The 12,609-nt window shown below is 64.4% G+C and carries 12 protein-coding genes; 10 read left to right on the top strand and 2 right to left on the bottom strand.

Annotated features, from left to right (window positions below):
• The first annotated feature begins 3 nt into the window (after positions 1-3).
• From waaC to HNP49_RS01735, 10 genes are read left to right on the top strand one after another with little or no spacing between them, the layout of a single operon-like run.
• The gene (gene waaC, locus HNP49_RS01780) at positions 4-1,008 is read left to right on the top strand and encodes a lipopolysaccharide heptosyltransferase I (protein WP_184680095.1); all 1,005 of its coding nucleotides are present in this window, start codon (positions 4-6) and stop codon (positions 1,006-1,008) included.
• On the top strand, positions 1,008-2,132 hold the full coding sequence (locus tag HNP49_RS01775) for a glycosyltransferase family 4 protein (RefSeq protein WP_184680094.1): 1,125 nt from the start codon (positions 1,008-1,010) through the stop codon (positions 2,130-2,132). Before waaC ends, HNP49_RS01775 begins: the two co-directional genes overlap by 1 nt.
• The gene (rfaP, locus tag HNP49_RS01770) at positions 2,129-2,944 is read left to right on the top strand and encodes a lipopolysaccharide core heptose(I) kinase RfaP (protein WP_184680093.1); all 816 of its coding nucleotides are present in this window, start codon (positions 2,129-2,131) and stop codon (positions 2,942-2,944) included. Before HNP49_RS01775 ends, rfaP begins: the two co-directional genes overlap by 4 nt.
• The gene (locus tag HNP49_RS01765; protein WP_184680092.1) at positions 2,941-3,678 is read left to right on the top strand and encodes a lipopolysaccharide kinase InaA family protein; all 738 of its coding nucleotides are present in this window, start codon (positions 2,941-2,943) and stop codon (positions 3,676-3,678) included. Before rfaP ends, HNP49_RS01765 begins: the two co-directional genes overlap by 4 nt.
• On the top strand, positions 3,675-4,418 hold the full coding sequence (locus tag HNP49_RS01760; RefSeq protein WP_184680090.1) for a lipopolysaccharide kinase InaA family protein: 744 nt from the start codon (positions 3,675-3,677) through the stop codon (positions 4,416-4,418). The genes HNP49_RS01765 and HNP49_RS01760 overlap by 4 nt, the downstream gene beginning before the upstream one ends.
• Positions 4,418-5,863, top strand: coding sequence for a lipopolysaccharide kinase InaA family protein (locus HNP49_RS01755; protein WP_184680089.1), 1,446 nt, complete (start codon positions 4,418-4,420; stop codon positions 5,861-5,863). Before HNP49_RS01760 ends, HNP49_RS01755 begins: the two co-directional genes overlap by 1 nt.
• A gap of 12 nt (positions 5,864-5,875) precedes the next feature.
• A complete protein-coding gene (locus HNP49_RS01750) occupies positions 5,876-7,633 on the top strand; it encodes a carbamoyltransferase (RefSeq protein WP_184680087.1) in 1,758 nt (585 codons plus the stop codon).
• A complete protein-coding gene (locus HNP49_RS01745; RefSeq protein ID WP_184680086.1) occupies positions 7,623-8,537 on the top strand; it encodes a glycosyltransferase family 2 protein in 915 nt (304 codons plus the stop codon). Before HNP49_RS01750 ends, HNP49_RS01745 begins: the two co-directional genes overlap by 11 nt.
• Positions 8,534-9,685: a glycosyltransferase gene (locus HNP49_RS01740; RefSeq protein WP_184680085.1), complete on the top strand. Its 1,152-nt coding sequence runs from the start codon at positions 8,534-8,536 to the stop codon at positions 9,683-9,685. Before HNP49_RS01745 ends, HNP49_RS01740 begins: the two co-directional genes overlap by 4 nt.
• Positions 9,678-10,538 carry a glycosyltransferase gene (locus tag HNP49_RS01735; protein WP_184680084.1) on the top strand — a complete coding sequence of 287 codons (861 nt, stop codon included), beginning with the start codon at positions 9,678-9,680 and terminating at the stop codon, positions 10,536-10,538. The genes HNP49_RS01740 and HNP49_RS01735 overlap by 8 nt, the downstream gene beginning before the upstream one ends.
• 146 nt (positions 10,539-10,684) lie before the next feature.
• Here HNP49_RS01735 and HNP49_RS18585 read toward each other — a convergent pair whose 3' ends face one another.
• Together HNP49_RS18585 and HNP49_RS18580 are read right to left on the bottom strand one after the other, a co-directional pair.
• On the bottom strand, positions 10,685-11,356 hold the full coding sequence (locus HNP49_RS18585) for a lipopolysaccharide kinase InaA family protein (protein ID WP_260407027.1): 672 nt from the start codon (positions 11,354-11,356) through the stop codon (positions 10,685-10,687).
• On the bottom strand, positions 11,353-12,543 hold the full coding sequence (locus HNP49_RS18580) for an O-antigen ligase family protein (RefSeq protein WP_311772055.1): 1,191 nt from the start codon (positions 12,541-12,543) through the stop codon (positions 11,353-11,355). The genes HNP49_RS18585 and HNP49_RS18580 overlap by 4 nt, the downstream gene beginning before the upstream one ends.
• Positions 12,544-12,609: the final 66 nt, after the last annotated feature.

The raw sequence follows: 12,609 nt of genomic DNA, 5'->3' as shown, positions 1-12,609 counted from the left end.
CCGATGCGTGTGCTGCTGATCAAGACCTCGTCGCTGGGCGATGTCATCCATACCCTGCCGGCGCTCACCGATGCGGCGGCGGCCATTCCCGGCATCCAGTTCGACTGGGTGGTGGAGGAAGGCTTCGCCGAGATTCCGGCCTGGCACCCGGCGGTGGCCGAGGTGATTCCGGTGGCCATCCGCCGTTGGCGCAAGAACCTGCTCGCCACCTGGAAGAGCGGTGAGTGGGCGGGCTTCAAGCACCGCCTGCGCGAGGGTCGCTACGATCTGGTGATCGATGCCCAGGGCCTGCTGAAAAGCGCCTGGCTGACCCGCTACTGCGCGGCGCCGGTGGCCGGTCTGGACCGTGCCTCGGCGCGCGAGCCGCTGGCCAGCCGCTTCTATGATCGCCGTTATGCCGTGGCCTGGGGCCAGCACGCCGTCGAGCGCACCCGCCAGCTGCTGGCGCAGGCGCTGGGCTACAAGGTGCCGGCGTCGGTGGGTGATTACGGACTGGATCGTGCGGCCATGGCCGGAGCGCCGGGCGCCGAGCCCTATGTGCTGTTCCTGCACGGCACCACCTGGGCCAGCAAACACTGGCCGGAAGCCGACTGGCGTGCGCTGGCCGAGCACTTGGATGCCCGCGGCATGGCCGTGCGCCTGCCCTGGGGCAATGAGGCCGAGAAGGCTCGCGCCGAACGTCTGGTCGAAGGTCTTGCCCATGCCCAGGTGCTGCCCAAGCTGAACCTGCGCGGCGTGGCGGCGGTGATCGCCGGCGCGCGCGCCTGCGTGGCGGTGGACACCGGCCTCGGCCACCTGGCCGCCGCGCTGGATGTGCCGAGCATTTCCCTCTACGGCCCGACTCTGCCGGTCAAGGTCGGCGCCTACGGTCGCGGGCAGGTCCACCTGTGCGCCACGGGGCCGCTGGCCGGTGGCGGCGATCGCGACAAACCCTGTTTTGACGGCCTGGATGCGGCGCGCGTGGCGCCCGAGCTGGACCGTCTGCTGGCCAGTCTGGAGACTCGCTGATGCAACTGGCCTTCGTGCTCTACAAGTACTTCCCCTTCGGTGGGCTGCAACGCGACTTCATGCGCATCGCCCTGGAGTGCCAGGCGCGCGGCCATGCCATCCGCGTCTACACGCCGATCTGGGAGGGCGAGGTGCCCGCCGGCTTCGACGTGCGGGTGGCGCCGATCAAGGCGTTCTTCAATCATCACCGCAACGAGAAATTCAGCGCCTGGCTGGCGGCGGACCTGGCCCGTGATCCTGTGGACCGGGTGGTGGGCTTCAACAAGATGCCGGGCCTCGATGTCTACTACGCCGCCGACGGCTGCTACGAGGACAAGGCGCAGACCCTACGCGCGCCCATCTACAAACGCTGGGGCCGCTACAAGCACTTCGCCGACTACGAGCGCGCGGTGTTCGCGCCAGAGTCGAAGACCGAGATCCTGATGATCTCCGAGGTGCAGCAGCCGCTGTTCATCCAGCACTACCAGACGCCGCGCCAGCGCTTCCATCTGCTGCCACCGGGCATTGCCCAGGATCGCCGCGCACCGGCCAACGCGGCCGAGATCCGCGCCGAGTTCCGTCGTGAATTCAAACTGGCGGACGACGACCTGCTGCTGGTGCAGATCGGTTCCGGCTTCAAGACCAAGGGCCTGGACCGCAGCCTCAAGGCCCTGGCCGCGTTGCCGCACGAGCTTAAAAAGCGTACCCGCCTGATCGCCATCGGTCAGGACGATCCTCGCGCGTTTCAGTTGCAGGCCAAGGCGCTGGGCGTTTCCGATCAGGTGCAGATCCTCAAGGGTCGCAGCGACATTCCGCGTTTCCTGCTCGGCGCCGACCTACTGATCCATCCGGCCTACAACGAGAACACCGGCACCGTGCTGCTGGAGGCGCTGGTTTCCGGCCTGCCGGTGCTGGTCACCGATGTCTGTGGCTATGCCCACTACATCGCCGAGGCGGATGCCGGCCGGGTGCTAGCAAGTCCCTTCGACCAGGCGCAGCTCAATCGCACTCTGGCCGATATGTTGGCCGACGATGAGCGCCGCGCCTTCTGGGGGAGCAACGGCTTGGCCTTCGCCGACTGCGCCGACCTCTATTCGATGCCGCAGAAGGCCGCCGACGTGATCCTCGCGGAGAAACGCCCGTGAAGCTCATGCTCGCCGAACCGTTCAAAAGCCTGTGGGCCGGCCAGGACGCCTTCGCCGCCGTCGAGGCGCTGCAGGGCCAGGTCTACCGTGAACTGGAGGGTCGCCGCACCCTGCGCACCGAAGTGGACGGGCGCGGCTACTTCGTCAAGATTCACCGCGGCATCGGCTGGGGCGAGATCGTCAAGAACCTGCTCACCGCCAAGCTGCCGGTGCTCGGCGCCGCCCAGGAATGGCAGGCCATCGCCCGACTGCACGAGGCCGGTGTGCCGACCATGACCGCTGTGGCCTATGGCGAGCGCGGCAGCAATCCGGCGCAGCAGCATTCCTTCATCATCACCGAGGAGCTGGCGCCGACCACCGATCTGGAGCAGTTCAGCCTGAACTGGCGGCAGCAGCCACCCGAGCCGCGCCTCAAGCGCGCGCTGATCGCCGAGGTGGCGAAGATGGTCGGCGGCATGCACCGCGCCGGGGTCAACCATCGCGACTGCTACATCTGCCACTTCCTGCTGCACACCGACCGGCCGGTGACGGCGGACGACTTCCGCCTGTCGGTGATCGACCTGCACCGCGCCCAGACCCGCGCCGCCACCCCGCGCCGCTGGCGCGACAAGGACCTGGCCGCGCTGTACTTCTCCGCCCTGGACATCGGCCTGACCCGTAGCGACAAGCTGCGTTTCCTGCGCATCTATTTCCAGAGACCGCTGCGCGACATCCTGCGCGACGAGGCCCGGCTACTGGCCTGGCTGGAGCGCAAGGCGGCCAGGCTCATGCTGCGTTACCAGCGCAAATATGCGCCGGGGGCCGGCTCATGAGTGCTTGGCGTACGGCCGGCGATCTGCCGGCAACGCTGGCCGTCAGTTTCGCCAGCCTCGACGCGGTGTTTGCCCTACAGGGCGAGCGCCTGACGCGCGATCCGCTGTCCGAGGTGATTCGCATCGAGCACGAGGGTGTGCGCTATTACGTCAAACGCTACTGGGGCGCGGGCAAGGGCTTGCGCCGCTGGGTCGGCCGGCCGCGGGTCAAGGCCGAGTGGCAGAACCTCAAGCATTTTGCCAGCTGGGGCATTCCGACCGCCTCGATCATGGCTTACGGCCTGGAGCGCCGCGGCGGTGCCTTCGCCCGCGGCGCGCTGATTACCCGGGAACTGCAACAGACCGAGGATCTTGCCCTGCTGGCGCAGCGTGGCGATCAACGGCTGCAGGATGCCGCCTGGGTGGATGCGGTCAGCCGCCAGCTCGCCCGCGCCACGCGCACCCTGCATGACCACCACTTCACCCATAACGATCTGAAGTGGCGCAATCTGCTGGTCAATCCGCGCGCCGAGCTGTTCTTTATCGACTGCCCCTCCGGCAGTTTCTGGTGGGGGCCTTTGCTGCGCTACCGCATCGTCAAGGACCTGGCCTGCCTGGACAAGGTGGCCAGCAAGGTGCTGTCGCGCACGCAGCGCCTGCGCTTTTATCTGCAGTACCGCGGTGCTGAGCGCCTGAGCGCGGCGGACAAGCGGCAGGTAGCCAAGATCGTGAGATTCTTCGAGGGGCGTGAATGAGCGACTTTATCGCGGCGGCAGATCGCCAGCTGCTTGAGCGGCATGGCCTGGCCAGCTTCGACGCGCTGTGGGCGCTGCAGCTGGATGCCGTTGACGTACCCAATACCGAGCGCGGCGGCTGGAGCAGTGTGTGCCGCCTGGAGCTTGGCGAGCAGGCCTATTACCTCAAGCGGCAAAGCAACCACCTGACCCGCAGCCTGCTGCATCCGCTGGGTGAGCCGACCTTTGCCCGCGAGTTTCGCAATGTCTGTCGTTATCAGCGGCTGCACATCCCGGCGCTGCAGGCGGCCTTTTTTGCTCAGCGGCGGGTGCCGGGAGAATCGCGCGCCGTCTTGCTGACTCGTGCTCTGAATGGCTGGCGTGATCTGGAGTCCTACCTGCCGCAGTGGTCGGCGCTGGCTGCGCAGCGGCAGACGGCCATCCTGCACGCGTGCGGCGCCCTGGCCCGTACGCTGCACGCTGCGGGGCAGATGCATGGCTGCTTCTACCCAAAGCATATCTTCCTGAAAGAGAGCGGTGAGGGCTTCGAGGCGCAACTGATTGACCTGGAGAAGACCCGTCCGTTGCTGCTGGGGCGGCGCGATCGGATCAAGGATCTGGAGCCGTTGCTGCGCCGCGCCAGTGTCTGGGGGGAAAGCGATATTCGTCAGTTCCTGCTGGGATATCTGGGCGATGGCGCTCAGGTGGACGTCTGGTGGCAGCGCCTGAGTGCGCGGCGCCGGCAGAAGGACGCACGTTGATGCGCCTGGATCAGTTGGCTGCGGCGGGCCGTGCACCGGCACTGCCATTGAGCCTTGAGCTGGCTGGCGAGCCATTGCTGCTGCAGAACCTGTTGCGGGTGTTGCCCGCTCAGCGCTATGTCGGCCTGGCCCGCTGGCAAGGCCGTGCCGTGCTGGCCAAGCTGCTGGTTGGCAGGAAGGCCGCGCGACATTTTCAGCGTGAACTGGCCGGTGCCCGCCTGCTGGCCGAGCAGGGTCTTGATACACCCGCGTTGCTGGCGCAGGGTTTTGTCGAGGGGCAGGGTGGCTGGTTGCTCTTCGAGTACATCGAGCAGGCTCACAGCCTATGGGATGCCTGGCGTGACGTGGCGCATGAGCCGTGGCTATCGGCGGGCCAGGAGGCCGTGCTGGCGCAGGCCCTGGGGGTGATTGCCCGGCTGCATCGCCGAGGCCTGTATCAGGCGGATCTGCACCTGGATAACCTGCTGGTCGAAGGCGAGCGCCTGTGGGTGATCGACGGTGGCGGTGTGCTGGCTGAGACACCCGGGCAGCCCCTGGCGCAGGTACGGGTATTGGAAAACCTCGGGCTGTTCTTCGCCCAGTTGCCGGCTGAGCTGGACGCTCACTTGGAAGAGCTGTTGATTCACTATCTGCTGGTGAACGGCGAACATGCCTTGCCTTTGGAGGCGCTGCAGGCGGCCATCGCCAAGGCGCGCCGCTGGCGGCTGCGGGATTATCTGAGCAAGGTGGCGCGTGATTGCAGTCTGTTCAGTGCGCGGATCGGCGCCTTCGGTCTGCGGGTGGTGCGGCGCGACTGCGCCGCCGAGCTCGAGCCCCTGCTGGCGGCGCCGGATCAGGCGCTGGATGGCGGGCAAGGACTCAAGCAGGGCGGCACGGCCACGGTGGCGCGCCTGCCGCTGGCGACGCGGGACGTCGTCGCCAAACGCTACAACATCAAGGGTTTCACCCACTGGCTCAAGCGCTTCTGGCGGCCCAGTCGTGCCTGGCACAGCTGGGTCGAGGGCAACCGCCTGCTGCTGCTGGGGATCGCCACGCCGCGGCCGCTGGCGGTGATCGAGCGGCGCTGGTGCTGGCTGCGCGGGCGTGCCTACCTGATTACCGAATACTGCGGCGGGCAGGATATAATCGCGCGTTTCAAGGCGTTCCACGAAGGATCGCCCCCGGAAGCTGACCTGCTGGCGCTGGATCGTCTGTTCGCCGCCTTGCTGCGCGAACGCATCAGCCATGGGGACTTCAAGGGCAGCAATCTGTTTTGGGATGAGGCATTGGGTAGCTGGTCGCTGATCGACCTCGATGCCATGCAACAGCATCGCAGTGCGCGCCGTTTCGCCCGGGCCTATGCCCGCGACCGCGCCCGTTTTCTGCGCAACTGGCCGGCTGACTCACAGCTGTGCAAGCTGCTCGACCAACGTTTACCGCAGGTGCCCGGCACCTGCCCGAACTAGAGGCTTTTACCTGTGGCATTGACCATTCTCGGCCTGTCCGGCGCACTCAGTCACGATCCGTCCGCCGCCCTGTACATCGACGGCAAGCTGATCGCGGCGGTGGAAGAAGAGCGCTTTGTGCGCGACAAGCATGCGAAGAACCGCATGCCCTACGAGTCGGCCAAGTTCTGCCTGGAGCAGGCCGGGATCAAGCCGACGGACGTCGACGTGGTGGCCATTCCGTTTGCGCCGATCAGCATTTTCGAGAAGGCCCGCTGGCAGTACGCCAAGCGTTACTGGTACGCACCGGACCGCGCCCTCGACGCCATCCTGATGGGCAATCGCCGCTACAAGCGCTACCACAAGAAGATTCAGTGGTGCCTGGAGCAGCTCGGCTTCGACCTGAAGAAGGTCAAGATCGAGCCGGTCGAACACCACCTGGCCCACGCTTCCAGCGCCTACCACTGCTCTGGCTTCAAGGAAAAGACCGCGATCCTCGGCATCGACGGCAAGGGCGAGTACGCCACCACCTTCTTCGGCTACGGCGAGAACGGCAAGATCCACAAGATCAAGGAGTTCTACGACCCGGATTCCCTCGGTGGTCTGTACGGTGCGATCACCGAGTTCCTCGGCTTCGAGATGCTCGATGGTGAGTTCAAGGTGATGGGCATGGCACCCTACGGTGACGCGGCCAAGTACGACTTCTCGCGCCTGGCCAAGTTCGAGAACGGTGAGCTGATCATCAACACCGAGTACGCCAACGTCATCGGCTTCCGCCGCTACAAGGAAAATGGCAAGGGCTACTACTTCTCGCCCAAGCTGATCGAATGGCTGGGCCCGAAACGCCAGGGCGATATCGCCGACGATCCGTACATCCACTACGCCGCCAGCATGCAGGCGCTGTTCGAGAAGCTGGCGCTGGAGATGATGGAGTACTACCTCGGCGACATCCTCAAGGAAACCGGCAAGATCGCCTTTGCCGGCGGCTGCGCGCTGAACGTCAAGCTGAACCAGAAGATCATCGCCCGTGACGACGTCAAGGAGCTGTTCGTCCAGCCGGCTTCCGGCGACGCCGGCACTGCGGTCGGCGCCGCCGCCTATATCTCGCACCAGCGCGGCGTGCCGGTGGAGAAGATGGAGCACGTCTACCTCGGCCCGTCCTACTCCAACGAGGATGTGATCGCCGCCTGCGCCCGTCACCCGAGCAAGCCCAAGTTCAAGCAGATCGACAACACGGCGCAGCGTATCGCCCGAATCATGGTCGATGCCAACCCGGTGGCCTGGTTCCAGGGGCGCATGGAGTTTGGCCCGCGCGCCCTTGGCGGCCGTTCGATCATCGGCTGCCCGAGCGTGCCGGGCGTGGCCGACCGCATCAACGAGCAGATCAAGTTCCGCGAGCGCTGGAGGCCCTTCTGCCCGTCGATGCTCGACACCGTGGCGCCGCAGATGCTCAAGGTCGATCACCCGAGCCCGTTCATGACCTTCACCTTCGAGGTCAACGAGGAGTGGAAGACCCGTGTCGGCGAGGTGGTGCATGAGGACGGTACCTCGCGCGCCCAGGTGCTGGAGCGCCGCTTCAATCCGCGCTGGTACGACCTGATGCTCGAGCTGGAAAAGCTGACCGGCAACGGCGTGTCGCTGAACACCTCGCTCAACCGCCGCGGCGAGCCGATGATCTGTTCGCCGACCGATGCGCTGAACATGTTCTACGGCTCGGACCTGCAGTACCTGATCATGGAAGACATCCTCGTGGTCAAGGACGACAAGGACTGGTACGACAATGTCGGCTAAGCCGCTGCTTAGCGTCGTCATTCCTACGTACAACTACGCGGCCGTGTTGCCGCGTGCCGTCGAGTCGGTGCTGGCACAGCTGGATGAGTCGGCCGAGTTGATCGTCATCGACGACGGCTCTACCGATGACAGCCAGCAGGTGCTGGCGCGTTTGCTGGAGCGGCATGCCGGCCGCTTTCGCGCCGTGCACAAGGCCAACGGTGGCGCTGCTTCAGCCCGCAATCTGGGTATCGATGAGGCCGCTGGCGATTTTCTGATCTTCCTCGATGCCGATGATGAACTGGCGCCCGGCGCCCTGCAGGCCGTGCGTCAGCATCTGCAGGCACAGCCGCAGACGCGTCTGGTGATCGGTGCCCACATTGCCATCAGTGAGGATGGCAAGTCGCGCGAGCACAAGCCGGGCGTGCTGCCTGAACCTGCGCTGGAGCGTTTGCGTGCCTATCTGCTGGACAAGCGCCTGGCGTTGTCCAATGGCGCCTGTGCCATGCACCGCGAGGTGTTCGCGCGTGGGCGATATCCGCAGGCCTTCCGCAGCGCCGAGGACATTCCGGTGTTTGCCCAGGCGCTGGCCAACTATTCGTGCTCGCGTCTGGAGCAGCCGCTGGCGCTGATTCACAAACACGACGACAGCCTGCGTCATCAGTTCCAGCATGCCAAGGCGGGTGGCCTGACGCTGGTCGATGAGGTGTTCGCCGCCGAGCGCCTGGGCGCACCATTCCAGGTGTTGAGATCGGCGTTCTATGTACAGCGCAGCCTGTCGCTGTTTCGCAGCGCGTACCTGGAGGGCGACGTTGCGGCCGCCAAGGCGTTCTTTCTCGCGGCACTCAAGCGCGACTGGCGCGTGCTGCTCAAGGGCTCCTATGTACGCAAGGCCCTGCGTCTGTGGCTGGGAGCTAAGGCATGACACGCAAGATCAAGGTCCTGCAGCTGCAGAACCGCTACAACGTCAATGCTTCCGATCTGGCTGAGCAGGTTATCCAGGCGCTGCCGGCAGAGCGTTATGAGGTGACCACTGCCTTTGTTCGCGGACGGCCAGGGCCGGGCGAGCCGGAAAGCCGGGCGGCGCGTTCGGTCTATTTCGAGTTCAGCCAGCAGGCGACCAAGGGGTTGCGCCTGCGCGTGCTCTGGGCACTCTACAAACATTGCCGGGCTGAAGGCTATGACGCGGTGATTGCCCATCGCTTCAAGCCGATCAACATGCTGCTGATTCTCGGCCGCTGGCTGCGAATTCCGGCCTGCATCGGCGTGCTGCACGGCCTGGGCGAGTACGATCGGGCCTACCGGCGATGGGAGATGCGCTGCCTGCGCAGCTCCGCCTGGCGCTTTGTCGGCGTGTCGCGGGCAGTGCGTGAAGACTTGCTGAACTGTGGCGCAGGTTTCAGTGAAGGCAATGTCCGGCAGATCAACAATGCCATCGACATCCGCCGTGCCGAATCGCTGCAGCACCCTCGCGCTCAGGCGCGCGAGCTGCTCGGGCTGCCTGCCGATGCCTGGGTGTTCGGCACGATCGGCCGCCTGGTTCCGGTCAAGGGGCATATCCATCTGTTGCAGGCCTTTGCCCTGATCAAGGGTGAGTATCCGGGCGCGATGCTGGCCATCATTGGCGAGGGGCGTTCGCGTACCGAGCTGGAGGCTGTGATCCAGAGCTGTGGTTTGCAGGGGCGCGTATGGCTGCTCGGTGCAAAGGAGGATGCTTTGCAGTACGTGCGGGCCTTCGACGCCTTCGTCATGCCGTCCCTCAGCGAGGGCTTGCCATTGGCCCTGCTGGAGGGCATGAGCGCCCACTTGCCGGTGATCGGTTCGGATATCGATAGCCTGCGCCCGATCCTTGAGGATTGCGGCGGGCGCACTTTCCCGGTCGCGCAGGCACCGGCGCTGGCCGAGCAGCTGCGGGCGGTGTTGCGGCTCTCCCCGGAGGCGCGAGCGGCAGAGGGCGAACAGGCTTACGCCTATCTGTGCCGGGCCCATGCCATCGAGGATTTCCGTCGGCAGTACCGCGAGCTGCTGGAGCAGATGCTGGCGGGAGCAAAAGGCGAGGGCGGTCATGAGTGAGTTGCCGCTGGTCAGCGTGATCATCGCTTCGTACAACCACGGGCCCTATATCGAGGCCTGTATCAACAGTGTGCTGGCACAGAGCTATCCGCGCATCGAGCTGCTGGTGGTCGACGACGGTTCGAGTGACGACAGCGTGGCGCGCATCAGTGCGTTGCAGGCGGTGCATGGTTTCGCCTTCCGGGCACAGGCCAACCAGGGGCTGGCGCGTACGCTCAATGACTGCATTGCGCAGGCACAGGGAACGTTGATCGCGCCGTTTGGCTCCGATGATGTGATGCTTCCCGAGCGCATCGCGACCCAGGTGGCTTATCTGCAGGGAAAGCCCGAGGTTGGTATCTGCGCCGGCAATATCCAGCACATCGATGGCGCCGGGCATGCGCTGGCCAAGCGTGACCGGCAACGTCCATTTCGACGGCTGAACTTCGAGGATGTCTTCTGCTCCGAGAAGGCCGGAGCGCCTGCGCCAACCCTGCTGTTCCGGCGTGAGGCGCTGGAGCAGGTCGGTGGCTTCGATCCCAGCATCCGGCTGGAGGATCTGCTGGTCGAACTCAAGATCACCCGGGCGGGCTATTTCATTGATGTATTGCCCGATGTGCTGGCGCAATACCGCGTGCACGGTGCCAATACCTACAAGAACCGGCGCTTCATGATCGAGCAGGTGCTCGCGACCTATGCACGCTTTGCCGATCATCCGGCCTACCGGCAGGTTTGCGCGCGCTTCATCAACTCGATGCTGCTCAAGTGTGCTGCGGATGACAAGCAACTCGCGCGCGAGTTGCTGGCGCAGCTGCCGTTGCGATCTTGGAATGGCAAGACGCTGCGCGCGCTGTGGCGTTGGCTAGTGGGTTGAGCGCGGGTGATACGCGACCTGAGCTGCGGTATGCCGGTGAGAAGATGCGGCAGGTATCGGTTGTAACTCTCAGGTGAATGCTGTTCAGGTCTTGAGTCGAGTCTGTTTTTGCCCAAGTAGCCTCTGCAGGCGTTGCAGCAGTGTGCTCATTGCATGACGCCAGTGGCGCACAGATGCTGCAAGTCCTTGGCGAGGCGCTCTGCACTCCTGCTACCGCATTGTTGGTCGTAGCCGCGCAGCAGGGCCGTTCGGTGCTCTTGGGTCAGCCAGGCGCTGTCTTCCTTGTAGCGCAGCATATGTTGCAGGTTGCGCTTGCGCTTCCAGCGGCCGAGCGGCTTGCCGCTGATTGTCATGTCGGAGAGGTCGATCAAGCCTAAACGCCGGTCCGGCAGGCACAGCACATTACCCAGGTGCAGTGAGCGGAAGTACACGCCTAGCTGATGCAGTTGACCTAGGAATGCACCGAAACGCTCGACTTCCACGTCCCGCTCTTGTGGCCCCAGAGCGCGCCAGTGATCGCGAAGGGTTTGCCCGGGCAGTGGCTGGTAGCGTACCCCGTTGAGTTTGCGCTGTGGAATTAGCAGGGTGTCGACGATAGCGGGCGCAATGAGACCGAGTTGCTGCAGGCGCCTGGCATTGTCGGCAAAACGTTGTGCGGGAGCCGACCACAACGCCGATGACATCAGCCGTTTGCGCCGGTAGAGCTTGAGAAAGTCTCCATCGACAAGGCGCGCGACCTTGAGGCCGTAGCCGTCCTCCTCAATGACTTTGGCGCCTTGTAGCAAGGAATCCAGTGCTTCAGGCTTGAGCGTCTTCATCGCGTGATTATCCGTTGGCGCTGGGCTAGCGACAGAGCGGCGGTCAGCGCGAGCGGTATCCAGACGATAAACCAGTTTTCGTTGGGCCTGGACAGAAAGCTGCTGCCTTCAGACAGGCCGGCACAGAGGCCGTAGACAATCAGAGCTGAGGTCAGCTGGAACTGGCGTTCATGCCTGAGTTGCAGGCAGCGAAGAAAAGCCAGTCCGTACATCAGCAGCCAGAGGATCAGGCCGATCAGGCCGAGCTCCAGAAGAACGGCCAGTTCAACATTGTGCGGATCGCTCAGTGTGTACCCAAGTTGGGTGGTATTGAACACGAAACTGCTGCCGTAGCCCTGTCCAAGCCATAGCTGTTCGCTGGCCAGGCGCAACGCTTCATTCCATAACTGTGGACGAAGTGATGTTCCGCGCTCCAGCCATATTTCGGGCTGCAGAGCCGCGAGTGTGCCTGCCGCCAGCGTGATCACTGCCAAGGGATAGAGCGCTCTCTTACCGGCCATGAACAGCATCCAGCAGCATGTCAGTGTCAGGGCCAGCAGTGGCGTGCGAGAGCCGGTAGCCAATATTGCAGCCACAAGGGGCAATCCCAGCAGCGGCGGCAGCCATGTCTGGCGCTCGTCGCGGAGCAGCCAACTGGCAAGCCAGTAGGTAAGGAAAAAACCAAAGACATGGGAGGTGAGTATGGGATTGCGCAGCGCCCCCGTGCCGATCATGCGGCTGGCGAGCGGGTTGCTGCTCAGGTGAATGAGCAGGTTGGCCAGCGCGGCGGCCCCGGCCAGGATGGCGGCGATACGCAATGCGCCCAGCAGCAGTCGTTCATCCTTGCCGGCGATCAGGGCACATGCTGCGAAGAGCAGGAAAACGTACAGCGGCCGTTTGGCGAGTTTGAACAGGCTGTTGTCGCTTTGTGTCCAGAAGAGTCCGATCAGAAGCCAGATGGCAAGGGCGATAAAGGCCAGAATCACCGGCTCGCGGACAACCATAGCCAGTCGACGTGGCGCAATCACCAGGCCAAGTAGTGCCGGAAACGCCATCAGGGCATAGTAGAGCTTGGTGTACAGGCTGCCGGAGGGAACCCAGAAAAGACCCGTCAGCAGCACCACATAGCCGAGCACCAGCCAGCGCTGGGTGATGAAATGATCCAGGGCCGCTCTGGCTGAGTTCGTCAGGGATGGGGATATCTGCACGTGAACTGTCGCGATTGCTGCGTGTGGGGCGCATCTTAATGCATCCGCCGGGAAGAGGCAGCTGCT

Origin of the sequence: Pseudomonas fluvialis, from assembly GCF_014207935.1 — a bacterium.
GTDB classification, from domain to species: Bacteria; Pseudomonadota; Gammaproteobacteria; order Pseudomonadales; family Pseudomonadaceae; genus Aquipseudomonas; species Aquipseudomonas fluvialis_A.
The sequence above is the reverse complement of the archived record's forward strand: the minus strand, read 5'-3'. Positions and strand labels throughout refer to the sequence as shown.

Bases quoted from the DNA above. Each gene is read 5' to 3' on its own strand.
- waaC (WP_184680095.1), top strand. From the start codon at position 4: ATGCGTGTGCTGCTGATCAAGACCTCGTCGCTGGGCGATGTCATCCAT.
- HNP49_RS01775 (WP_184680094.1), top strand. From the start codon at position 1,008: ATGCAACTGGCCTTCGTGCTCTACAAGTACTTCCCCTTCGGTGGGCTG.
- HNP49_RS01765 (WP_184680092.1), top strand. From the start codon at position 2,941: ATGAGTGCTTGGCGTACGGCCGGCGATCTGCCGGCAACGCTGGCCGTC.
- HNP49_RS01760 (WP_184680090.1), top strand. From the start codon at position 3,675: ATGAGCGACTTTATCGCGGCGGCAGATCGCCAGCTGCTTGAGCGGCAT.
- HNP49_RS01755 (WP_184680089.1), top strand. From the start codon at position 4,418: ATGCGCCTGGATCAGTTGGCTGCGGCGGGCCGTGCACCGGCACTGCCA.
- HNP49_RS01745 (WP_184680086.1), top strand. From the start codon at position 7,623: ATGTCGGCTAAGCCGCTGCTTAGCGTCGTCATTCCTACGTACAACTAC.
- HNP49_RS01740 (WP_184680085.1), top strand. From the start codon at position 8,534: ATGACACGCAAGATCAAGGTCCTGCAGCTGCAGAACCGCTACAACGTC.
- HNP49_RS01735 (WP_184680084.1), top strand. From the start codon at position 9,678: ATGAGTGAGTTGCCGCTGGTCAGCGTGATCATCGCTTCGTACAACCAC.
- HNP49_RS18585 (WP_260407027.1), bottom strand. From the start codon at position 11,356: ATGAAGACGCTCAAGCCTGAAGCACTGGATTCCTTGCTACAAGGCGCC.